Source organism: Aeromicrobium sp. HA, from assembly GCF_027171405.1.
In the GTDB taxonomy this organism is placed as follows: domain Bacteria; phylum Actinomycetota; class Actinomycetes; order Propionibacteriales; family Nocardioidaceae; genus Aeromicrobium; species Aeromicrobium tamlense.
The window spans coordinates 896,923-920,012 of sequence record NZ_CP114372.1 but is presented as its reverse complement, the minus strand read 5'-3'; the positions used below and the strand labels follow the sequence as shown (position 1 = coordinate 920,012).

Annotated in this window: 22 protein-coding genes; 7 read left to right on the top strand and 15 right to left on the bottom strand. The window is 65.5% G+C overall.

Annotation, left to right across the window (positions count from 1 at the left end; translation table 11 throughout):
* The first annotated feature begins 213 nt into the window (after positions 1–213).
* Positions 214–1,419, top strand: coding sequence for a tyrosine-type recombinase/integrase (locus O3S82_RS04455; protein ID WP_269305839.1), 1,206 nt, complete (start codon positions 214–216; stop codon positions 1,417–1,419).
* A gap of 226 nt (positions 1,420–1,645) precedes the next feature.
* On the opposite strand, the gene O3S82_RS04450 is transcribed toward O3S82_RS04455, so the two are convergent.
* From O3S82_RS04450 to O3S82_RS04435, 4 genes are all read right to left on the bottom strand, one after another.
* On the bottom strand, positions 1,646–1,897 hold the full coding sequence (locus O3S82_RS04450) for a winged helix-turn-helix transcriptional regulator (RefSeq protein WP_269305837.1): 252 nt from the start codon (positions 1,895–1,897) through the stop codon (positions 1,646–1,648).
* Positions 1,898–1,991: 94 nt separating this feature from the next.
* Positions 1,992–3,305 (bottom strand): MFS transporter, encoded by a 1,314-nt coding sequence (locus O3S82_RS04445; protein WP_269305835.1) that lies wholly within the window; start codon positions 3,303–3,305, stop codon positions 1,992–1,994.
* 66 nt (positions 3,306–3,371) lie between these two features.
* Entirely contained in the window at positions 3,372–3,854 is a 483-nt protein-coding gene (locus O3S82_RS04440) for a PaaI family thioesterase (protein WP_269305834.1), read from the bottom strand.
* On the bottom strand, positions 3,851–4,531 hold the full coding sequence (locus O3S82_RS04435; RefSeq protein ID WP_269305832.1) for an SDR family oxidoreductase: 681 nt from the start codon (positions 4,529–4,531) through the stop codon (positions 3,851–3,853). The genes O3S82_RS04440 and O3S82_RS04435 overlap by 4 nt, the downstream gene beginning before the upstream one ends.
* A gap of 339 nt (positions 4,532–4,870) precedes the next feature.
* Between O3S82_RS04435 and O3S82_RS04430 the strand changes: the two genes are divergently transcribed.
* Positions 4,871–5,314: a winged helix-turn-helix transcriptional regulator gene (locus tag O3S82_RS04430; RefSeq protein ID WP_269305830.1), complete on the top strand. Its 444-nt coding sequence runs from the start codon at positions 4,871–4,873 to the stop codon at positions 5,312–5,314.
* A 588-nt stretch (positions 5,315–5,902) separates the two neighbouring features.
* Here the strand turns inward: O3S82_RS04430 and O3S82_RS04425 are convergent.
* The 3 genes from O3S82_RS04425 to O3S82_RS17340 form a co-directional block, all read right to left on the bottom strand.
* Positions 5,903–6,670 carry an SDR family NAD(P)-dependent oxidoreductase gene (locus O3S82_RS04425; RefSeq protein WP_269305828.1) on the bottom strand — a complete coding sequence of 256 codons (768 nt, stop codon included), beginning with the start codon at positions 6,668–6,670 and terminating at the stop codon, positions 5,903–5,905.
* A 9-nt stretch (positions 6,671–6,679) separates the two neighbouring features.
* On the bottom strand, positions 6,680–7,885 hold the full coding sequence (locus O3S82_RS04420) for an acyl-CoA dehydrogenase family protein (RefSeq protein WP_269305826.1): 1,206 nt from the start codon (positions 7,883–7,885) through the stop codon (positions 6,680–6,682).
* A gap of 181 nt (positions 7,886–8,066) precedes the next feature.
* The gene (locus tag O3S82_RS17340; RefSeq protein WP_442864696.1) at positions 8,067–8,462 is read right to left on the bottom strand and encodes a PaaI family thioesterase; all 396 of its coding nucleotides are present in this window, start codon (positions 8,460–8,462) and stop codon (positions 8,067–8,069) included.
* 426 nt (positions 8,463–8,888) lie between these two features.
* Here O3S82_RS17340 and O3S82_RS04415 point away from each other — a divergent pair, with 426 nt between their 5' ends.
* The 5 genes from O3S82_RS04415 (at position 8,889) to O3S82_RS04395 (ending at position 14,607) form a co-directional block, all read left to right on the top strand.
* Positions 8,889–9,683, top strand: coding sequence for an enoyl-CoA hydratase/isomerase family protein (locus O3S82_RS04415; protein WP_269305824.1), 795 nt, complete (start codon positions 8,889–8,891; stop codon positions 9,681–9,683).
* 2 nt (positions 9,684–9,685) lie between these two features.
* Positions 9,686–11,527, top strand: a complete 1,842-nt coding sequence (locus O3S82_RS04410) for an AMP-dependent synthetase/ligase (RefSeq protein WP_269305822.1) — start codon at positions 9,686–9,688, stop codon at positions 11,525–11,527.
* Between the two features lie 291 nt (positions 11,528–11,818).
* Positions 11,819–13,183 (top strand): AMP-binding protein, encoded by a 1,365-nt coding sequence (locus O3S82_RS04405; protein ID WP_269305820.1) that lies wholly within the window; start codon positions 11,819–11,821, stop codon positions 13,181–13,183.
* Positions 13,184–13,414: 231 nt separating this feature from the next.
* The gene (locus O3S82_RS04400; protein ID WP_269305818.1) at positions 13,415–14,017 is read left to right on the top strand and encodes a TetR/AcrR family transcriptional regulator; all 603 of its coding nucleotides are present in this window, start codon (positions 13,415–13,417) and stop codon (positions 14,015–14,017) included.
* A complete protein-coding gene (locus tag O3S82_RS04395; RefSeq protein ID WP_269305816.1) occupies positions 14,014–14,607 on the top strand; it encodes a TetR/AcrR family transcriptional regulator in 594 nt (197 codons plus the stop codon). Before O3S82_RS04400 ends, O3S82_RS04395 begins: the two co-directional genes overlap by 4 nt.
* Before the next feature lie 367 nt (positions 14,608–14,974).
* Here the strand turns inward: O3S82_RS04395 and O3S82_RS04390 are convergent, their stop codons facing one another.
* The 8 genes from O3S82_RS04390 to O3S82_RS04355 form a co-directional block, all read right to left on the bottom strand.
* Positions 14,975–15,958, bottom strand: coding sequence for an NAD(P)H-dependent flavin oxidoreductase (locus O3S82_RS04390; protein WP_269305815.1), 984 nt, complete (start codon positions 15,956–15,958; stop codon positions 14,975–14,977).
* Positions 15,959–15,974: 16 nt separating this feature from the next.
* The gene (locus tag O3S82_RS04385) at positions 15,975–16,427 is read right to left on the bottom strand and encodes a MaoC family dehydratase (RefSeq protein ID WP_269305814.1); all 453 of its coding nucleotides are present in this window, start codon (positions 16,425–16,427) and stop codon (positions 15,975–15,977) included.
* A complete protein-coding gene (locus O3S82_RS04380) occupies positions 16,424–17,161 on the bottom strand; it encodes an SDR family NAD(P)-dependent oxidoreductase (protein ID WP_269305812.1) in 738 nt (245 codons plus the stop codon). Before O3S82_RS04380 ends, O3S82_RS04385 begins: the two co-directional genes overlap by 4 nt.
* The gene (locus O3S82_RS04375) at positions 17,161–18,381 is read right to left on the bottom strand and encodes an acetyl-CoA C-acetyltransferase (protein WP_269305811.1); all 1,221 of its coding nucleotides are present in this window, start codon (positions 18,379–18,381) and stop codon (positions 17,161–17,163) included. Before O3S82_RS04375 ends, O3S82_RS04380 begins: the two co-directional genes overlap by 1 nt.
* Complete coding sequence (locus O3S82_RS04370; RefSeq protein ID WP_269305809.1) at positions 18,374–19,210, bottom strand: MBL fold metallo-hydrolase; 837 nt, start codon at positions 19,208–19,210, stop codon at positions 18,374–18,376. The genes O3S82_RS04375 and O3S82_RS04370 overlap by 8 nt, the downstream gene beginning before the upstream one ends.
* Positions 19,207–20,925, bottom strand: coding sequence for an acyl-CoA dehydrogenase (locus O3S82_RS04365; protein ID WP_269305807.1), 1,719 nt, complete (start codon positions 20,923–20,925; stop codon positions 19,207–19,209). Before O3S82_RS04365 ends, O3S82_RS04370 begins: the two co-directional genes overlap by 4 nt.
* Positions 20,926–21,705: an SDR family oxidoreductase gene (locus O3S82_RS04360; protein ID WP_269305806.1), complete on the bottom strand. Its 780-nt coding sequence runs from the start codon at positions 21,703–21,705 to the stop codon at positions 20,926–20,928.
* A 130-nt stretch (positions 21,706–21,835) separates the two neighbouring features.
* Entirely contained in the window at positions 21,836–23,059 is a 1,224-nt protein-coding gene (locus tag O3S82_RS04355; RefSeq protein ID WP_269305804.1) for an ABC transporter substrate-binding protein, read from the bottom strand.
* Positions 23,060–23,090 lie beyond the last annotated feature (31 nt).

Sequence of the window (23,090 nt, the reverse complement as noted above, 5' to 3'; positions counted from 1 at the left end):
CGGCGGTCCGAAACCGTGCCGTCAAGGGTTCATACCCCCAGGGTATGAACATTGCGACCCTGAAACCGTTGCAGGTTCCTGGCTGCTATCCACCACCGGTCGCGCCGAGGAGGCCAATGGGGTCACTCCCTCAGCACTTTGAACCGCGTTGACTATTCCCTACCAAACCGGCAGGGTTGGCCAGACGACGACAACTGAAGGAGAACTCGACCCGTGGCTCGACCGAGCAACCCGCCGTACACGCTCGGCGCGATCAGCACCAAGCCCCATCCGACCACCTCAGGTGCGGTCCAAGCACGTGGCTACTACAAGGACACCCGCGGCAGACGAGCCGAAGTCACCGCCAGCGGCAAGTCAGCGGCCGCCGCGAAGCGGGCTCTGCAGGCGAAGGTCACTGCAGCTCGAGAGCAGCACAAGGGCGGTGACAACGTCCTCAATCAAGACACTCGGCTCACTCAGGCTGCCGAGATCTGGCTCGACACCAAGGCGCGAGAGCGCCTCTCCGCGAACACGATGCGCGACTACCGGGGGTACATCGATCGCACGATCAAACAAGGCGTGCTGTCGCACCTGTCGATCTCCGAAGCCAACGATGTGGCCCGGATCGAAGCGTGGCTGACAGAGGTTGCGGACCAGCGGGGCGAGACGGCAGCCAAGCAGGCTCGAAAGGTTCTGTCCGGCATGCTCGGCCTGGCCGAGCGGCGCGGGGCCATTGCTTCGAGCGTGATGCACCGCGTCAAGACTCCCGGCGCAAAGCCCGGGTCAACGGGCGATCGCAAGTGCACCGACCCTGAGTGCGACTTCGACTGCGGCAAGCGTCACCTCGACACCGAGCGAGCCTTCACGCACGCGGAGGCTATTCGAGTCCAAGAGGCCGCCGACTCGGCGAAGGCCGATGTGGGCGACCTTGCTGCATTCCTCTTCGGCACCGGAGCCCGCATCTCCGAAGGCCTGCACTGCACCTCATGGGACGACGTCGACCTCGAGGCCGGCACTGTCCGCATCCGTGGAACGAAGACCACACAGGCTGACCGGGTTCTCGTGATGAGCGAAGGCCTCGTGGACCGTCTCAGGGATCGCGCCGACCTCTTCGGCCGCGAGGGGCTCGTCTTCGGCATCACGTACTTCACTAGCAAGACGGGGCAGCCCCGGGATCGCAACAACGTCAGCAAGGCACTACGTCGCGTCTTCAAGACCGCCGACGTCCCATGGGCAGGCACCCACACCTTCCGTCGCACCGTCGCCTCCTGGTTGGACGCTGCAGGGGCACCACTTGCTGAGATCGCGAACCAGCTCGGGCACGCAGACATCAACGTCACCGCGAAGTACCTCGGGCGGAAGACCACTCCTACCCGCGCGGCTCAGGTCATGGTGCTTCCCAGTGGCAAGCCGGCCCTTCGCGCCGTTTCTGGGGAGTAAGTGGGGAACGACGCTAAATGGCAACAGGGCCTGATCTGCGTTTCCGCAGGTCAGGCCCTGTTGGTGGTAGCGGGGGCAGGATTTGAACCTGCGACCTCTGGAAGAAGCCGGGGCGTTGCCCAACGCTTCTCGGCGGTTCCCGTTCCAACGAATTTCTGCTGAAATAGCTGATGAATCAGCACTTTGACGCTTCTCAATATAACGCGTCCACCGCCACTATTGCGCATCACAAACCGTGCAGTAAACGTGCAGCGAAACGATCCCCAGAACGCTTCACGGTTGACGATTCCGATGCGATGTCGTGCCATGTGCGATCCCAGTGCTCGATCGTTTCCAGCACCGGCGACAGGGCGCGGCCCTTGCCGGTCAGGACGTACTCGAAACGCGGCGGCCGCACTTGGTACTGCGAACGGACAATCGCGCCTTCTGCGGTCAGATAGGCGAGGCGTCTCGCGAGGATGCGCCACGTGATCCTCATGAGGCTACGAGGGTTGCGCCGTGGCGCCGCCTTGCGGATCGCGGCTTCGTGGCGTGCCGACGCGAGGTCCGGCTCCGACTTTCTCGCCCGGGGTCTATGACTGCCCGCGGACCGCGATCACGGCAGTCAGCAGTGACCCCAACGCACCGAAGGCGGCTGCTGCGATGACGGCTCGATGCCACCCTGCGACGATGTCCGCGCCGCCGTGCATGCCGATCACCACGATGAGCGTGATGCCGCACGCAGCACCGAGGTAGCGTGCGGTGTTGGTCGCGCCACTGGCCATGGCCGCGTGGTCGAGCGGCACGCTGGCCACGGCCTCGCGGCCGAGGACCGCGTTGAGGATCCCAGTGGAGATTCCCGCGATCGTCATCGGGAGGACGAGTCCGGCAGTGGAGTCCGCGAGGAGCATCAACAGCATGCCCGCGACGGTGAAGGCCAGCAGGACGCTGACGGCGGCCGGACCCTCGGTGTTGACCGGGACTCGGCGCAGCAGCACTGCAGCGAGCGTGCTGGCCACGGCCCAGGCCAAGGTCGGAATGCTCGCGATCCGGAGGGAGTCTCCGAAGCCCGCCTGGGCCACCGTGGGCAGGAAGGAGGTGACCGCGATGATCGATAACCCCACGGTGAGGGCACCGACGATCGCGGCGAGAAATCGTAGCTCCCGGAGCATCTCGGGGTCGACCAACGGCTGAAGTGTGCGGCTCTCGATGACGGCGAGGCCGATGAAGCTCGTGAGCGCCAGGACGACCAGGAGCGTCGAGGACGTACCCCACCCGGTCCGGGCTTGGGTCAACGTGGCAACCAAGAGCACCATGCCGGCCGCGAGCAGCGCCATTCCCGCCGCATCGAGCCGCCGCGGCAAGGCAGATCGGGACTCCTGGACGGTTCGCGCCGTGGGAGCCAGGAGGAGCAGACCCAGGGCAGCGGTGGCCACGTAGTTCTCCCGCCAGCTCGTGCCGAAGTCGAGCGCAACGGCCATGACGGAGCCTCCGGCAATGCCGGCGCCGACGCTGGCGCCCCAGGCGGCGGTGGCACGCAGGCGCTGCGGGCCCGGCGCGAAGGTGTGGGCCAGAACCGCCAGGCCACACGCGAGGATCGCCGCGCCGCCGAGTCCTTGAAGGACTCGCGACCCCACCAGGATCCACGGGTTCCACGCGGCCGCCGAGGCGGCGGCACCCGCCGTCAGTAGGACGAGCCCGGCCAGGTAGACCCGGCGGCGACCGTACCGGTCGCCCAGGACACCGGCCGCCAAAAGACCCCCGGCCAGGCCGATGCTCATCGAGCTCAGGATCCAGGCCTGCGCGACTCCCGAGGCCGTGAGATCGCGGGCGGTCGGTGGCAGCGTGGCCATCGGCGTCACGTAGGTCACGAGCACGAGCGCCGTACCTGCGACGATCGCCGGCACCGGACCTCGGCCTCGGCGCCGGGTCCATCGTTCCGAGCTGTCAGTCACTGCCATGTCAGGTGCCAGTCACCGCATCAGAATGCAGGTCGAGACAGCGTGGGCGATGACTCGATCGTCGCTGCCGGTGATCGTCGCCTCGGCCGTCGCCGTGCGGCGACCGATGGTGAGGACGCTCCCCTTGCAGGACAGGACACCGCTGTCGACGGTGGCAGCCCGGGTGAACTTCATCGTCAGGTCCAAGGACGTGAAGCCGATGCCAGCGGGGAGTTTGGTGTGGACAGCACAGCCCAGTGCGCTGTCCGCGAGAGTCGAAAGGATGCCACCGTGCACCGAACCGATCGGGTTGTAATGCCACTCGGCGGGTTCGAGAGTGAAGACAGCCCACCCGTCCCCAACACCGTCAAGAAGTACGCCGGTTGTCGCGCTCACCGGAGCGACCGGGAGTTCGCCCGCGCCGAGGCGAGTCAGAAAGTCCAGACCGCTGAGCTCACGGCTCGCCTCGGCGAGCGCGTGCGGGTCTTCCCAGCCATATGTGCGTTCACGGTTCATCCGGCACCACCTTTGAGCTGCGGGTAGAGGGCTTCGACTGGAGCCGCGAGTGCGGCCTTGACGGTTCGGCTGATGTCGTCGGCGAGGATCTCGTAGACACCCGCCTCGATTCCGTCGTAGGCAGCACGGACGACGTCAGCCGGATCGTTCTTGTCCACGCTCAGGCCAGCCGTCATCGGAGTGTCGGTGTAGCCCAGGTGGAGTGCCGCCACGTGGACGCCCTTCCCGGCCAGCGCAATCCGCTGGGTATTGGTGGCCGACCACAGGGCTGCCTTGGTGGCGCTGTACCCGTCACCGGTGCCGAGCCAGCTCAGCACGGACAGCACGTTGAGCAGCGTGCCCTTCGACTCGAGCAAGGCAGGGAGGAAGGCGTTCGCCACGTCGAGCGCTCCCCAGAAGTTGGTCTCAAAGAGAGCCCGCACGGCCGGGACGTCACCAAGGACGCTCGATCCGTTGGATGAGCCCGCGTTGTTGATCAGGACGGTGACGTCGCTGGCCCGAGCCGCGGTCGAACGGACTGATTCTGGGTCCGTGACGTCGAGGCGCAACGGCACGATGTGCTCGTCGCCCCATTCGCGAGGCGCGCGAGCCGCCGCATACACCTTCACCGCACCGCGTTCGAGCGCCTGGGTGACGAAGTGGGCGCCCAGACCACCGTTTGCGCCTGTCACGAGCACGACGGCTCCGTTCGGCGTTGGCATTTCAGATCCTCTCGATGATGGTGGCGTTGGTCAGGCCGCCGGCCTCGAACATGACTTGGAGTCCGTAGCGTCCGCCGGTCTGCTCCACGTTGTTCAGCAAGGTGGTCACGAGTCATGCACCCGACTCGCCGTGCGGATGGCCACGTCGTAGGCTCCGGCTATGGCGCCTTGAGCTGCGAAATGGAGCGCCTGCTGCGAACTCCCACACGTCATGGCAGAACCTCTCTTCCTTGCGAGGGCGCCACGTGCGACCTCCGTTGCGAATTCCAACCTAGCAAGGTGGGTTGTGATGTCCAACTGACTTACACTGAGAACATGAAACCCGATGTTCGCGAGTGCTCGGTTGCACGTACCCTCGACCTGGTCGGGACAAAATGGACGTTGCTCGCCGTCCGAGAGATCTTGCTGGGCAGCCATCGCTTCGAGGAGATCGCCCGCTACACGGGCGCACCACGCGACATCCTCACCGACCGCCTGCGCAGGCTGGAGGCGGAGGGACTGGTCGCCCGCGTCCAGTACGAGGAGCGCCCGCCGCGCTTCGAGTACCACCTGACAGACCTCGGGCGGTCCCTCATTCCGATCATCGCCACACTGCGCGAGTTCGGAGACCGTCACCTCGCCGGCTCCGACGGGCCCCCGATCCGACTTGAACACTCCTGCGGCGCCACCTACCACCCAGTGATGGCATGCGCAGCCTGTGGCGAGGTCGTTCGACGAGGCGAGGTCACCGTCGTGGACTTGCCGGCGGCCGCCTCCTGAGGGCGCCCACGTCACCCACGCAGCCGTCACAGAGAGCCCTCACACGAGCACACGCGTCGACGTCGACGTCCGGGGCGCCGGACCGGGCGGATAAGTCGCCGCCATCCGCGCGGCCCAACTCGGCAAGACCGTCGCGATCGTCGAGTCCCAGCATTGGGGCGGGATCTGCCTCAACGTCGGCTGCGTGCCCTCGGAGGCGCTCCTGCGCAACGCGGAGATCGCGCATCTCTTCCATCATCGAGCCGACACATCCGGCATGTCCGGAGACGTGTCCTTCGACTACGCCATCGCTCATCGCCCATCGCGAGGTCGCAGGGGTTCGGGTCAAGGGCGTTCACTTCCCGATGTGCCTGCGTGCATGCAGATACGCCCGCACGAGCGGATCTGTCCCGCGACCAAGAAACCACTTCACTCGTGCCTACGCCACGGCTCCGAACTGCTCCAGACCTCGGCAACGGGTAGTCCCTTCCTGCCGAGCGGTGCGGGACCGGCACCGTGGAGCTGACCCGAGATCACGGTTGAAGTTCGAAGCATGAGTTTGAATTGACGGATCGCAATCGGTCGCGGTTGAGACCCCCCGGCTGGGCCTCAGACTCCGGAGGACAGTCCGCCGTCAATGACTAGAGACGCTCCAGTCATGTAAGAGGACGCGGGGCTCGCGAGGAACAGCAGGGCGGAGTCGAGTTCCTCCTGCTCGCCGAAACGTCCGAGGACCGAGCTTTCGGCGACCATGGTGCGTAGGTTCGCGGCGCCTTCCGAGCTGGTGATCTCGGACTCGAAGTAGCCGGGGCAGAGCGCGTTGACGCGGATGCCGCGACGCTGTGACCACTGTTGGGCCAGGTCCCGGGTGAGTCCGAGGACGCCGGCTTTGCTGGCCGCGTATGCGGCCTGGGGGTAGCGGTTGGCGATCCACCCGTGGACGCTGGCGATGTTGACGATCGCGGAACCGGTGGGCATGTGGGGTGCGCTGGCTCGAGCCATCCAGTAGGTGCCGTTGAGATTGATGTCGATCGTATGCGTGAAGTCGTCAGGGCTTTGGCGCAGCGCGCTGCCAGCCAACCCGATGCCGGCGTTGTTGACGAGCACGTCGATGCGACCGAACTCGGCCACCGTGGCGGCTGCCAATGCCTCGCAGTCGTCGAGGGCGGAGACGTCCGTGCGGTGCACGAGGACCCAAGTCCCCGCACGGGCCAACTCGTCACGTAGCGACTCCAGTTGCTCCTTCCGGCGAGCGGCGAGCACGACATGTGCGCCGACCGCGGCGACCGCGTGGGCGAAGCCGCGCCCCAGGCCGGAACTGGCACCGGTGATGACGACGACCTTGTCGTCGAGTCGGAAACGGTCCAACGGGTCCATGCTCTGCCTTCAGCCGAGGTAACGCGGGGTCTTCTTCATCTCCACACGCGCGATGGTGCGGCGGTGGACGGCATCTGGCCCGTCGACGATACGCAGGACTCGCGCCCACGCGTAGAAATAGGCCAACGGAGTGTCGTCCGAGACGCCGGCGCCACCGTAGACCTCGATGGCGCGGTCGATGACGGCGGTCGCCATGGCCGGCGCGGAGACCTTGATCGCCGAGATCTCGCTGCGAGCGCCCTTCGCGCCGAACTGGTCGATCTTCCATGCGGCATCCAGTATGTGGAGGCGGGCCTGGTCGATCTCGATGCGGGACTGGGCGATGAGGTCCTGGACGTTGGCGAACTCCGAGAGGTGCTGCCCGAAGGCCACGCGGTTCCTCGCGCGGTCGACCATGAGGGCCAGGGCGCGTTCGGCCATGCCGATGGCCCGCATGGCGTGGTGGATGCGGCCGGGACCCAGACGGGCCTGGGAGATGAGGAAGCCGTCGCCCTCGGTGGCGAGCAGGTTGGTGGCGGGGACGCGGACGTCGTGGAAGACGAGTTCGGAGTGCCCGTGCTGGTCCTGGTAGCCGAAGATCGGGAGGTGCCGCACGATCTCGAGCCCAGGGGTGTCGCGGGGGACGAGCACCATGGACTGCTGACGGTGGGTCTCGGCGCTGGTGTCGGTCTTGCCCATGACGATGAAGACCTGGCAGCGCTCGTCGGCGACGCCAGTGATGAACCACTTGCGGCCGTTGATGACGTACTCGTCGCCGTCGCGGGTGATCAGCGTCTCGATGTTGGTCGCGTCCGAACTCGCGACGGCGGGTTCGGTCATCGCGAACGCCGAGCGGATCTCACCGGCCAGCAGCGGCTCGAGCCATTGCCGGCGCTGCTCGTCGGTCGCGAACAGCTCGAGGGTCTCCATGTTCCCGGTGTCGGGGGCCTGGCAGTTGATCGCCTCGGGCGCGATGACCGGTGACCAGCCCGAGATCTCAGCGATCGAGGCGTACTCGACGTTCGACAACCCTGACAGCTTCGGCATGAACAGGTTCCACAGGCCCCGGCGCTGAGCCTCGGCCTTGAGGTCTTCCATCACGGGCGGATTGGTGTGGGCGCCGTGCTCGCGCAGGTACGCCTGCCACTCCGACTCGGCGGGGAAGACGTGGGACGTCATGAAGTCCCACATGTTCTCGCTGGCTTCCTGGGCCTGGGAGGAAAGGGCGAAGTCCATGGTTGCTCCTGGTTTGAGGGGTGGGATCTCTGCACGTCGGGCGCGGCCGTCGTCGCGAACATGCCGGAACGGCACCGTGTCATGGCGCTCTTGGGCGAACGGTTGCGCCGGCTCAACGATCGCTCCTGATGGACCCGGCGGCCACAACACGGCTTCACACCTGACCGCGCCAAGCGATCGACTAGTTCGATGGCCCCGCAAGTGGCTGATTCGCAAGCCGAACTCGACCCGAGGCGACAACCCGGCCGTCCGCTCCGGTCACCGTCACGGACCACATTTGCGTTTGACGACCGATGTGGACAGGGGTGGCAACCGCCTCGGCCCGCCCTTCACGCATGGCCCTCACGAAGTCCGTGACGTTGTCGATGCCGACGGCGAACTCCCCGCGATCCTCAACGGCTGCGGATGCCGCTGTGCTTGCGAGGCTCTCGATCACGGTCGCCCACACACCCCCGTGCACGATGCCCCATGGAGTGTGGTGGTCCGGCCCTACTTCGATTGAGCCACGAAGCTCCTCGCCTGCACGAATCGGGGAGTCGATTTCGAGGCCGAGGGCTTCAAGGAATCGTGATGGCATTCCGTACGTCCTTCCGGTGGAGGTGAGGCGGCTCGAGTGCCCCGCCCGCAGTACGTCCGGAAGTCTAGACTAGATCGTCTATTCTGCCGAGCCCGGTCATGGAGTCGGTGTGAAAGGTGACCAATGACAGCCATCGACGACTCGCTCCTGGCGGACGATGGTGCCGCTCAACATTCCTGGGGGAACTCCTGCTGAGCCTGCACCGCTTCGAAGGGCACGTGGTGGAGCGGGTGAAGTACGCGGAGTCCCGTCGTCGCAACCGAGGGCGGATGCGTCCTCGCCGACTTTCGTCGAACGCAGCGACGAGCGAATTCGGCCTCCACTGCGGATGCACATCGAGGCTGGAACTCCTTGACGCTTTGGTCTAGACGACCTAGTTTATCTCAGGATCGCCCTCGCCGAGGCGACACGAAGTGAGGAGATGTCATGGACGCCACCAAGTACGAGGTTCTCGACAGCGTGGCCGTGCTGTCCTTCACCAATCCGCCCGCCGAGCTCTACACGCAAGAGTTCCTGAGCGACGTCGCAAAGCGCGTGGAGCAGGCGAAGCGAGACGAGGTCCGCGCCATGGTCATCTGGAGCGATGGCGGCCTGTTCTCTGGCGGAGTTGATCTTCACGAGTTCAAGGGCAAGTCCCAGCGCGAGGCCGCGGCGATGTTGGCCGAGGGTTTCGAACTGATCAACGGCATCGAGGACGCGACCTTCCCGGTGATCGCCGCCGTCAATGGTCAGGTTCTTGCCGCGGGGCTCGAGCTCGCCCTCGCTTGCGACATGATCATCGCGAGCGACGACGCAGTCTTCTCCCAGGTCGGCGCACTCATCGGGGCGACAACCTTCCTCGGCGGCGCCTACCGCATCGCCGAGCGGTGCGGTCCCGCGCGAGCCCGCGAAATCGTCTACACCGCTGGACGCTACCCCGCCGAAACGTTCGAGCGGTGGAACATCATCAATCGTGTCGTTCCCTTGGCCGACCTTCGCGACGAAGCGATGAAGCTGGCCAGGGAATTCGCCGCGGGTCCGGCGCTGGCGCATGAGATGACAAAGCGCTTGATCAAGCACTCCTCCACGTACGGAATCCGGGCTGCCGACCAGTACAACGTGGAGAACGCTACCTACTTGTTCGAGAGCGCGGACATGCAGAAGGCGGTCAACTTCATGCTGACGGAAGGCCCGCGGCGGTTCATCCAGAACCACGACGAGATCATCTTCGAGGGTCGATGACGATGAACAACGAACTCACACGTAGGGCCGTTGGCCTCTCCACACTGCTCGAGTTGAACGCGGAAGATCACCGGGATGATCCCGCTGTCTCCTGGACCGCGCCGGATGGTGAGGTACGCGGGCTCACGTGGTTCCAGTACCGAGAACTCGTGCTTGACGTTGCAAGCGGCTTGATCGACCTGTCCGTCGGGATCGACGATGTGGTGGCCGTACTCGCCCCCACCCGCATTGAGCATCTCGCCTACACCTTGGCAGCCAGCCAGGTTCATGCCATCCCGGTCAGTCTCTACCCGACGCTGGCCCCCGAGCAGATCGACTTCGTCCTCTCCGACTGCGCTCCCAAGGTGATTTTGGTCGAGGACGCGGCCACCGCGGATGACTTCGCGAAGTTGCCGTGGGTCGTTGAACACCAGCCAACAGTCATCGTCATGGATGCACCAGCCGGCGAACAACGCGCGTGGGCATCGATGGTGGCACATGGTGCGGCGACCAGGCTGGCCCACGAGGAAGTCCTCCTGGAACGGATGTCCTCGGTTCACACGGATGACACCGCCACCTACATCTACACGTCCGGCACCACCGGATTGCCGAAGGCGGTCGTACTCACGTACGGCAATCTGCTCTGGGAGACCAACTCCTTGATCGGCGCCGGGATTTTCGACTATCCCTACAGAGCCCTCAGCGCGCTGCCCATGGCACATGTCGCCGAGCGACTCTGGAGCATCTTCGTGGCGGTGCGAACCCACGGGCACGTCTACCTCTGCCCTGACACGACGCAGTTGCTGGCGGCCCTGCAGCACCACAGGCCGACCTACTTCATGACAGTTCCGCGAGCTTGGGAGAAGCTTGCGAGTGCGGCCAAGATGATCATGGCATCGCCGGCTTTGGCCGATCGCCACGGTGAGTTGCAACGGGATCGGGAAGTTCTGCGTGAGGTGTTCAAGCTGCGGCAGGCGGCGCGTCACGTGAGTCAGGCACTTGAAGTCGACGCGATGCGCGCGCGCCGCGGCCCGGTACGGGACGTCAAGGTGCTGATGGGGCTCGATCAGGCGCTTGCGGCCAGCAGTGCCGCCGCGATTGGGCCGGACACCGTTGAGTTCTTCGCAACTCTCGGACTGGATATTCTTCAGGGCTACGGGTTGACAGAGACAAGCGGCGTGGTGACCGCGGAAGTCCCCGGCATTCCGGGCCCGAGTTCCGTGGGCTTTGGGATACCCGGTACCGAAGTGCGCTTAGGCGAGGACGGCGAGGTCTTGGTTCGAGGCCCGGGCAACACCCCTGGATACCGCAACGCACCCCAAGCGAATGCTGAACTCTTCACGGAGGACGGTTGGCTGCGAACCGGTGACCTCGGCCGATTGGATGAGTTCGGGCGGTTGTTCATCACGGGGCGCAAGAAGGAGATCATCGTCAACGCATCCGGGAAGAACATCGCTCCGCAGGCGATTGAGTTTCGCCTCGCCGGCCAGTCCTTCGTGTCCCAAGCCGTGGCGATCGGCGACGCGCGGCCGTACTTGGTTGCTCTGCTCACTGTCGACACCGAGCGACTTGCCACGTTCGTCCAGTCGCAGGGCCTGAGTGCGCTGACCCCTCGCGAAGCCATCGAGCATCCGGTCGTTCTGGCCGAAGCGCAACGGCTCGTCGACGCCGCAAATGAGTCCCTGTCGCGTCCCGAGCGACTCAAGTACTTCAGGCTCCTCCCTGAGGATTTCGCCATCTCGACCGGTGAACTCACACCCACGCTGAAGATTCGGCGGAAGGCTGTCGCAGAGCGACATGCCGATGCAATCGAGGAGCTGTACTCGAATCGTCACCATGACGCAGGAGCCAGCCCCTCCCCGTGAGTTCCAGGGCTGTGATCCCGAAGAACGCGACGCCACGGGAGGTTGCCACAGAACGTTGGGGCGCCCTCCCTTGCGGCCGTACTGGTCCGACGTCCGCTCGATAGTGGCTACTGACCTACGCATCGCAAGGACGTACCACGTATCAAGGCGGAACATCGCTCAGCCTCTGGCGCGCTCCGTTCATGGACGGCGTCGCACCACCCCGCCTCAGGACACTAGACTCATCAGTCTAGTCGAAGCTGACGGGACCGCGAGTGAGGAGAACCGCGTATGAGCGGACAGGGTGCCTGGGTGCTGCCCATCGAACCGACCGACCAGACGCTTCCCGCGCTGGTACTTCGTAACGCGATTTCATGCCCAACCGCGCCAGCGATCACTTGGTCCGAGGGCCTGGAGACTCACACTCTTTCGTGGTCCGACCTTCGCGAGAGGGTACTCAACGTCGCCGAATGGCTTATCGGCATGGGTGTGGGTCCGCAAGGTCCGGTTGCGCTCGCGCTCGGAAACACCGTCGATCATCTGGTCATCGACCTCGCAACAATGCACTGTGGCGCGGCCACCGTGATCGTTCCCGGGGACTTCGACGGGGCGGAAGTGAGCAGCCTGCTCAGCGTCAGCGCTCCAGCCGTCTTGTTCGTAGAGGATCCCGGCATGGTGGATGTTCTGAGCCGGATCGATGATGCGGAACTGGGATACAAGCTCGTCCATCTCGACGCCGACGGTTTGTGGAGGCACGTGCTCGCAGGTCAGGAGCCGGGCGATCCAAGAGATACGCGCGGCCAATTGGTTCAGCGGCTCAGAGACCTAGATTCGAACGACCCAATCACCGTGCTGCACGAGCGGAGCGCCGATGGCAGCGTGAAGACAGTCGCGATCTCCACCATCGACGTGTTGAGCGCCACCGAATCCCTCCTAGCCACGGGACTTTTTGACTTCGACTATCGATACATCGCGGACAGCCCACTGGACAGTGCCATGACACGACTTCTGGCAATTCACCTTCCGGCGACAGTTGGAGGACATGTGGTGTGTTGTCCCGACGCAGAGTCGCTCGTCACCCTATTGATCAAGTTCCGTCCCACCTTCATGTTCGGATGGCCCCCAATGTTCTCGGCACTGGGATGCTGGATCGACTCGATGTTGACCTCCCCTGTTCTCGCGCACGCACGTGCCGACATCGTCCAGTCTCGGCGCGTTCTCGAAGAAGCTCACTGGCTGCGCCGCGGGGGCGGTCTGATCTCGCAAGACGTGATGGTTCGCGCCGCGATCGCGCGCGGGGGCACCATGCGCGAGGTACGCGTTAATCTCGGTCTCGACAGACTGGCCGTCGTGGTCTGCGGAGCGACCCTCGCGGAGGACGTTCACCAGTTCTGGGCCTCCGTCGGAATCGACGTTCTCTGTGCCTACGGCACCAACGAATGCGCCGGCTTCATCTCGGTCGATCTCCCAGGAACGGGCATCCCTGGGTCGGCCGGGATACCCCTTCCGGGCTCGAGGGTCACGATCGCTGGCGACGGTTCGATCTTGGTACGGAAGCCCGGTCAACAAGGATCCGAGTCGATTGCGATCGCGGCGAGCTCGTGGCGTCATACTGGGGACTTCGGCTATCTGGACGAAGACGGACGGCTTCACGTCAACGATGACCCAGGTCGGTAAGAGGGGGGCACCACCCCGTGCATCCCCGGCATGCGTGTGCCTCCTGGCAAACGGGACGGGTTCGTAGAAAACGAGCTGCACCCGCGGACTCAGGTGAACTCCGCTTTCATCGCAGCGAAGGAGCCGACTCGGCGTGATGCACGGATCATGGCGCTCGCCAGTTAGACGCATTAGTCTAAGAAGGCGGGCGCGACCGGTCCCGCCCAGGTTGATTGAGAAAGAGGATCAGATATGACGACCCCGGCGAAGGTTCCCCATAAGGAACGAATGCTGCGCGCGGGGATCCGGCTGCTCTACGATCGCGGCTACAACGGGACCAGCGTCGACGCCGTCCTGACGGAGGCCGAGGCTCCCAAGGGCTCGTTTTATCACCATTTTGGTTCGAAGGAGCGATTCGGCCAAGTAGTTCTGGGCCGCTACGACGACATCCAGGCGGCGCGGCTTCGTTCATGGGCCGAGCAGGAGAACCTCAGCGTTCCGGAACGGCTCGCCGGCTACCACCGCGCCTCGGTCGATGCGCTCGTTGACAGCAACTGGCGGTGGGCGTGCTTGGCGGGAAAGCTCTCCAACGAACTGGCCGCCAGTTCGGATACGTACCGCGGGGAGCTCGCCCGCGGCTTCGTTGCCTGGAGCGATGCTCTCGCCGAGATGCTGCTCGAGGGTCAGCAGCGTGGCGAGGTCCGCACCGATCGCACGGCTAAGGAACTGGCCGACGCCAGCCTGGCCCTGGTCCAAGGGGCCTTCGTGGCTGCGCTCGCCCTGCGTGGTCGCGGCTATCTCGACGCGGTGACGACCAGCCTCGTCGACCTGATCTCACCGCGGCCGAACCAGTGACCGACGTCGCCGCGAGCACGTCGCACCGCGACGCGCTGCTGCGCGAAGGCCTGAACCAGCTGTTCATCCACGGCTACCACGGCACGACGGTGGACGGCCTGCTCGACGCCACAGGGGTCCCGAAGGGCTCGTTCTACCACCACTTCGGCGACAAAGAGAGCTTCGTCGTGGCGGTCCTGCATCGCTACGACCACTTCCATCAGAGGCTGCTGGAGAAATGGAGCAGTCGCAAGGAGCTATCCACTGCGGAGATGCTGTCCGGCTACTTCGAGGACTTGGTCGAGAACTTCGTGAACTCGGGGTTCACGCACGTCGATCTCATCGGCAAGCTGGCCACCGAGATTGCCAACGGCTCGGAGTCGATCAGCGTCACCCTCGCCGAGCAGTTCAACCGGTGGCGTTCCACCGTCGAGCAGATTCTTCTCGACGGCCAGGCACGCGGTGACGTGCGCACCGATCGCGACGTCTTCGAGCTCAGTGCGACGATTCATGCTTACGTCGAAGGCGCCTTCGTCGTGGCGCAGTCGACGCGCGACGAGGGTGCCCTGGAGACGGTCTCGGCGGCGATCGCCGAATCGGTTGCCGTCTGAGCCGCACTCTGATCTCGTGAGTTCCAGCACCCGCCGGCCGCTGAGTTGGCCTCGAGAATTCCCCGAGCCGGCGTCGGCGCGATGGACAGCGCCTCGCGCCTCTGCACCGGGGCGAGCCAGCCGTTGAAGACGACCGGGTCCCCAGCCGACCAGCTCCGGTCTGCGGGCTCGACGACGATGTCGGCTAAGTCGGCACCGGCAGTCAGCCGGATCCAGCGACCGATATGGCGGCGACCGAGACGTTCAAGTCGTCCGTCTATATGAGCAAGCTGCAGGTGACCTAGATCAGCACCCACGGGTCGGCGAGGCTGCCTACTAGATCCCTGCAACGGTCCGAACTTCTTCCGCCGCCTCGGCACCAACTCATTCAGACGGTCGTCGTCACCTCCGGCAATCGGTCGGTGATGATGGACTCGGCCGTCTGGACGATTGTGTCGACGATCTCTGCGACGGGCGCGACCTCGTGGATCAGGCCCTGGACCTGCCCTGCCCACCACATGCCGCCGTCCATGTCACCTGCTTCCAGGACCTGCGCACGTCCGCGGGCGCCGGAGGCCAGCTCGGCCACGTCGTCGAAGACGGCGCCGGGCCTGCTTCCGATCTCGGCGATCTTCGCACTGATCGTATTGCGCGCCACGCGCGCCGAGTTGTGGAACTCGCGGAACACCAACACGGTGTCGCGCTCGTCGTTCCGGACGATCTGCTGCTTCACGTTGTCATGGATCGGTGCCTCGTCCGTCGCCATGAACCGCGTGCCCATGTTGACGGCCGATGCACCGAGCGCCAGGGCGGCGACGAGTCCGGCGCCAGTGGCGATCCCACCCGACGCCACGATGGGGATGTCCAACGCGCGAGCAGCGGCGGGGATCAGCACCAAACCGGGAACGTCGTCCTCACCCGGATGCCCGGCACACTCGAACCCGTCGATGCTGATGGCGTCAACGCCGGCGCGCTGAGCCGAGAGCGCATGACGCACACTCGTCGCCTTGTGGATCACCTTGATCCCAGCGCCGTGGAAATCGGGCAGGTGAGGCCCGGGAGACGAACCTGCGGTCTCCACCACCCTGACTCCCGACTCCACGATCGCCGCCCGGTACTCGTCGTAGGGAGGCGGTACCAGGCTCGGCAGGATCGTCAGGTTGACCCCGAAGGGTCGATCAGTGAGGTCGCGCGTGCGCTCGATCTCCCGGACCAGCTCCTCAGGCGTCGGCTGGGTCAGGGCCGTCAGGAAGCCCAGCGCGCCGGCGTTGGCCACTGCGCTGATCAGCGGCGCAGTGCCCAAGCCCGTCATGCCCCCACACACGATGGGATGCTCGACCCCGAACAGCGTCGTGAAATCGGTCGTGATCATGACGACGGCTGTTCTCTCAGGCCAAGATCCGGTTGACGGACTCGGCGACGCACACCGGCTTGTCCGAGCCCTCGCGCTCGACGGTCACTGCGGTGACCATCTGCACGCCGCCGGGGATCTCCGTGACCTCGACGATCTTGCCGTGCCCTCGCACTCGTGAGCCCACAGGGGCGGGGGCGGGGAAGCGAACCTTGTTAAGTCCGTAGTTGATTCCGGCCGTCACCCCCTTGACGTCGACGAGGTCTCCGAACATCGCTGCGAGCAGCGAGAGGGTGAGGAACCCGTGCGCCACGGTGGTGCCGAAGGGACCATCCTTCGCGCGCTCCGGGTCGATGTGGATCCACTGTCGGTCCTCGGTGTTGTCGGCGAAGACGTCGATGCGGTCCTGGGTGAGCTCGAACCAGCGGCTCGCGCCCAGGTCGGTGCCCACCGCGTTGCGCAACTCTTCGATCGAGTTGAACGTGGTCATATGGAAATCCCTCCGTCGACGGGCAGTACGACGCCCGTAATGTAAGAAGCCTCGTCTGAGGCTAGAAATGCGACTGCTCCGGTGATCTCGCTCGGCGGGGCGAACCGGCCGAGCGGGATCGCAGCCTCCAGGCCCACCCGCTTCTCCTGCGGGATGCTGGCAATCATGCGGGTGTCCGCATTGGGTGAAATGGCGTTCACAGTGACCCCGAAGCGCGCGAGCTCCTTGGCCACGGTCTTCGTGAAGCCGATGATCCCGGCCTTGGCCATCGAGTAGTTCGACTGGCCGATGTTGCCCCGGAGTCCCGTGTAGGACGTGACGTTGATGACTCGCCCACTGCCCTGGGCCCGGAAGTGGGGAACGCAGGCCCGAGTGAACCGGAAGGTGCCACCTGAGTGCACCGCCATGACCGACTCGTAGTCGTCATCGCTCATCTTCCAGAGCAGCTTGTCCCGCAGGATCCCGGCGTTGTTGACCAGCACGTCGATCCGCCCGGTCTGCTCGATCACGGTGTCGACGACTCGCTGCACGTCCTCGCTGCTGCTGACGTCAGCCAGCACACCCTGACATCCGAGCTCCTTCGTCGCGGAGTCGAGAGCACCTTGGTCGAAGTCGACCAGGAAAACGGTGGCGTTCGCGAGGGCGAACGCGCGCCCGATCTCGAGGCCGATGCCCTGGCCCGCGCCGGTCACGATCACCGATCGTCCGGCGAAGTCGAAGGTCAGATTGCTCATCAGCTGAGCCTCTCGAGAACCATCGCCATGCCCTGGCCGCCGCCGACGCACATCGTCTCGACACCGAACTGCTTGTCGTGGTGCTGAAGCGAGTTGATGAGGGTCGAGGTGATCCGCGCGCCCGTCATGCCAAACGGGTGACCAACGGCGATGGCCCCGCCGTTGACGTTCAACTTGTCGAGCGGAATGCCCAGCGCCTGGGCCGAGCCCAGCGCCTGGACGGCGAACGCCTCGTTGATCTCGAACAGATCGATGTCGTCGATCGTCAGTCCGGCGCGTCCGAGGGCTTGCTTGGTCGCCTCGATCGGGCCCAGGCCCATGATCTCGGGAGAGAGGCCGGTCACGCCCGTCGACACGATGCGGGCGAGCGGCGTGAGCCCCAGTTCCTTGGCCTTGACGTCGCTCATGATGATCACCGCCGCGGCTCCGTCATTGAGCGGACAGGCGTTGCCGGCGGTCACCGTTCCGTCGGGCCGGAAGACCGGACGGAGCTGTGACACGGCCTCGTACGTCGTCCCCGCCCGGGGCCCGTCATCCTTGCTGATGACGGTGCCGTCGGGCAGCGTGACCGGCGTGATGTCCTTGGCCCAGAATCCGTTCGCGATCGCCTGCTCCGCGAGGTTGTGGCTGCGGACACCGAACTCGTCCTGCTCGCGCCGGCTCATGCCGATCTTCTGGGCGACGTTCTCGGCGGTCTGGCCCATGGTGATGTACACGTCCGGGATCCGACCGTCGAGACGTGGGTCGGTCCAGGACGCCGCTCCTTCGTCCGCCCGGGACTCCGTGCGCTTCATGGCGTCACCGAAAACCCCCTGATTGAAGGCCTCGGGGTTGTCGGAGTACCCGTTGCCGAATCGCGAGACCGTCTCGACGCCGGCCGAGATGAACACGTCACCCTCGCCGGCGCGGATGGCGTGCATCGCCATGCGGGTCGTCTGCAGGCTCGACGAGCAGTACCGGTTCACGGTGACGCCCGGGACGTGGTCCATGCCGGCCTGGACGGCGACGACACGCGCCAGGTTGTTCCCGCTCTCGCCGGCGGGCTGGCCGACGCCGAGGTGCAGATCGGCAATGTCCGCGCGGTCGAGTTCGGGCACCTTGCCCAGGGCGGCCTCGACCATGCGAGTGGCCAGGTCGTCGGGACGCAGGTCCTTTAGGGAACCCTTCACGGCCCGCCCGATCGGGGAACGAGCCGTGGAGACGATGACTGCCTCAACCATGGTTCAACCTCTTCTTCGCCTTCATCGCCAGCGCGGCCGACAACAGCAACGCGGACGGATTGTCGTGATCGGGGAACTTGGCCTGCATGTGATTGACCAGGTCACGGGTGGAGTCGAAGTGGTCGTGGCCCTCGATGAAGGCGGTGAGGTACGCCTTGGTCTCGGCGATCGCCTTCGGGTCGTCCGGGAGCTCGGGCCGCTTGTGCCCGGCGACGACCAGCTTGGGCTCCAGCGCTGCGATGATGTCCGTGCTCTCAACCCACCGCGGCCATTCATCCACGGTGGAGACTGCAAGGAACGGATTCACTCCGTTGTAGATCGCGTCGCCGGCGATGACGGCCCCGATGCTGGGGATGTGCAGCGCGGCGGTGGGATGGATGTCGGCCTGGGGCAGCTCGACGATCCGGACCTCCTCGCCGTCGATGGTGAAGGAGTCACCTTCGAACGCCGCGGGCACGACGGTCGTGTCAAGGGCAGCGCCTGAGAACATGTCCCTCGACGTCTCGCGGCTCTCCTCCAGCTCGGCCGCGGCTGCGGACGCCACGGCGACGGTGGCGATCGCCTTGGCGCCCGGGAACGACTTCAGGAGCGTCTCGAGGCCGAAGAAGTGGTCGTAGTGAGCGTGGGTGATGAAGATCGTCGTCAGCGTGCGGCCCGAGGCCTCGATGCGGCGACGCACCTCCTCGACGTGCTCGGGAAGGTACTGCGTATCGACCAGCAGGGCTTCGGTCGGTCCGAGGACCAGCGTCGACGTGGTCGGCGAGAACAACCCCCCGTTCGCCAGCTCGAAGGACGGTGACGTGTAGACGTCGATGGTGAGTTCGGTCATGCGATTTCTCCTGCGATCAAGGCCTCGTGGAGGGAGGCGATTCGGCTGAGGTGATGAGCTCCGTAGAAGTCGGCTTCGACCGTGCGCCGCCGTGTGTCGACATCGTCGACGCGGATGGCGGCGGCGACGGATCTGGCCAACATCCATCCGCCGGCGAGCAGGCCCCACATCGTGAGGTAGTTGACGCCGGCGGCCTGCACGTCCCGCGGACGTTCCGCGGATCGCGAGACCAAGGTCGCGGTGGCTTCACGGACGTGGCCGACAGCCCGCTCCAACCGCTCGACCGTGCGGTCGACGACCTCGTGGTCGACCGCACGCAGGCCGACGATGTCCTTGTCGATGGCGTCGAGCAGCGTCGATGCCACGGTCCCTGAATCGCGGACCACCTTGCGGCCGACCAGATCGTTGGCCTGAATCGCCGTGGTCCCTTCATAGATCGGGGTGATGCGTGCGTCGCGGTAGTGCTGGGCGGCGCCCGTCTCCTCGATGAACCCGGCTCCGCCATGCACCTGCACGGCATCGGAGGTGATACGGACGGACTCCTCGGTGAACCATCCCTTGACGATCGGTGAGAAGAAGTCGGCCGCAGCGCGGGCGGTCTCGTCGCCGCGGTCGGCGAGGTCCTGCCACAACGCCACTTGGACCAGCACGCCACGAGACGCGCTGATCAGACTCGCGCTGGACGTCAGGAGCCGCGCCACGTCAGGATGCCCGGCGATCGGAGTGCCAACCTCCCGCCCGACGGGCGTCCCCTGCACACGTTCCTGCGCATAGTCGCGCGCCTGCTGATGGGCACGGTCCGCGATGCCCAACCCTTGGACGCCGATGCCCATCCGGCTGACATTCATCATGACGAACATCGAGGCGAGGCCTCGATGGAGATCACCGAGCAGGTAGCCCGTGGCGTCCTCGTACTCCAGGACGCAGGTCGGACTGGCATGGATGCCCAGCTTGTGCTCCAACGCCACGGTCGTGATGTCATTGGGCTCGTCCACCCCTCCGACGTCGTCGAGCCGGAACTTCGGCACGATGAACAGCGACAGCCCCGCCAGACCCTCGGGGGCCCCGGGCGTGCGAGCCAGCACCAGGTGCACGATGTTCTCGCTCAGGTCGTGATCGCCCCAGGTGATGAAGATCTTCTGACCCTTGACCCGCCACGAACCGTCCTCGTTCGGCGTCGCCGTCGTGCGGATGGCGGCAAGGTTCGTGCCTGCCTGTGGCTCCGTAAGGTTCATTGTCCCGGTCCAGCGGCCCTCGACCATGGGCCGCAGGAACGTCGCCTTCTGCTCCGGCGACCCGACCGCCCCGATCGCATGGATGGCACCCACCGTCAGGCCGGTGCACAACCCGAACGCCGAGTTGGCCGCCGACCACAGCTCGTTCATCGGGGCAGTCAGCAGGTGAGGCATCCCCTCGCCACCGAGCTCGGTGGGAACTTCCACGCCCATCCAGCCCCCGCGCCCGTAGCCACGGAAGGCCTCGTCGAATCCTGTCGGCGTGACGACCCGGCCGTCCCGGAGGACGGACCCTTCGCGGTCCCCGGACGCGTTCAGGGGGTGGAGCTCACTGACGGCGAAGTCCGCCGCCGCGGCGAACACCGCGGCCGCATCGTCGACGCCAAGCGCCCCGTCGGTCATGTCCAGGAGGTGCCGCTCCGCATCGAGGACGTGCCGCCACAAGAAGTCGTAGTCCGCGATCGGCGCCTTGTACGCCACTCACATCACCTTCATCGTCGTGCTCAGGCCGCCGTCGAGCGGGATCGTCGCACCGGTGATGTAGGTCGATGCGCGCGACGACAGGAAGATCGCGAGCCCCGCGGCATCCTCCGGCGTGCCGATGCGCCCCACCGGGTTCGCACCCACGATCTCGTCGCCCTGCTCGGCCAGCGATGCGGCCATCATCTTGGTCGGGAACGGACCGGGAGCGATCGCGTTGACGAGAATCGACGGGCTCAGCTCCGAGGCCATGTGCTTCGTGAGATGGTGAATCGCCGCTTTCGAGGCACCGTAGGAGTAGTTGTCGTACCCCGGGACGGCGAGGCCGTCGATGGAGCCGATGTTGATGACTCGGGACGGGTCGCCGTCGGCGCTGCCTGCCTCGAGTAGCGGCCTCAGCTGCTGCGTCAGGATGAAGGGAGCCTTGACGTTCAGGCCCATGACTTTGTCCCAAGCCGACGGGGGAAACTCGTCGAACGTGGCACCCCAGGTGGCGCCGGCATTGTTGACAAGCACGTGGACGGACGACTCGCGGGAGCCGATCTGCTCGATGAGCGCGGCCGACTGCTCCGGGTCGCTCACGTCACAGGGGAGGCCGAAGACGTCGCCGAACTGCGACAGCGACGCGACCGCCGCCTCCACGGCATCTGCCTTGCGCGAGGTGACGTAGACCTTGGCGCCGGCCTTGAGGAAGCCCTCGGCGGTCATGTAGCCGATGCCGCGCGTGCCTCCCGTGATGACGACGGTCTTTCCCGCGACGGAGAACAGGTCAGTGGTCATGCTTCATTTCCTTCGTTCGGCACTCTCGGGTGTACATCGTTAGACTATTTCGTCTAGACGATCTCGTCAAGAGATCGGAAGCGTGTGACGGGTGGTGCCGGGAGTCGCCCCGGCACCACCCGCCATCAGTTCACTCGACTGCGGACTCGCCCTGGAACGCCGTGGCGACCTCTGTCAAACCGCCGGGCTCGTCGGACGGACGCTGGATGTTCGTCTTCAACGTGGGCGACGCCCCGACCTTCGACAGATCCAGCGGGACAAGGAGCCCGTCGGTGTCGAACTCGCCGAGCGAGAGCTTCGCGTCGAGGATGCCCTTGCGGCTCAGATCCTTCTTCTCGCATGCCTTCTCCAGGACCGCGTGGATGATCTGAGCACTGGCCACGCCGCCTGCGAGCGAGTTGGTGGCCTCCGCGCCCTCGTTGGCCTCCGCGAACTTCTTCCCCATCTCCGAGTCGGCCGGCAGCGTCGTGGCCAGCGGGCTCGCGAGGTAGAAGCTCTTCTTCAGGGCATTTGCAGCCGGGCTGTCCATGAGACCCGGCGCGAATCCGGGCATGCTCGAGAGAACGGGAACGTCCCACCCTTGGCCGCTCGCCGCCGTCATGACGGAGGCGGTCTGCGTGGGGCTCGCGCTCAGCACGATCGCATCGACGTCCTGGGACTTCAGCCGGGTGACCTGCGCCGACATGTCTGAGTCCGTCGGGTCGATCTGCGCCTTGACGACCTTCAGGTCGTGCTTCTTCGCTGCCAGTTCCGTGCCCACCAGCGCCGACTCACCGTAGTCCCCCTGGAAGTAGATGTGCCCGACCGTGTCGCCGGAGCCGATGATCGACTCCTGGACGAGGTAGTCGACACCGTTGGCGATGTCCACGTCGAAGGCCCCTCCCATGATGAGATTGCCCTTCCAGCCCGTCACCTTCCGATCCCACGAGATCGCCAGGTTGGTCATCTCATCCGCTTCGACCTTCGGCAGCAGGGCCACGTTCGCGGGCGAGCCCATCGTTCCGATCAGTCCGGCGACGTCGTCATGAACGGCCCCGTACTGCTGCACCGTCTTCTGGACCACGTAGCCGCTGTCCTGGACGTTCAGCTTGACGTCGTACGCGTCGCACACGCCACCGTCGGCATTGACCTGATCGAAGTACAGCTTGTAGCCCGACGAGCTGTCCTTGCCCAAGGGGGCGAACACGCCAGACAGGTCGGTGAGGACCCCAAGGGTGATCGTGCCGTCCTTGACGCCCGGCCCGAGCTTCACTCCGTCGGCCGTCTCGGTGTCGCCTCCGGACTTGCCACAGGCTCCCATCGCGAGGACGAGTGCCGCGGTGGACACCGCGGCGAGCTTCTTGCTTCTGGACATGGTGGTGCCTTTCCTACAGGGGGGTTGACGT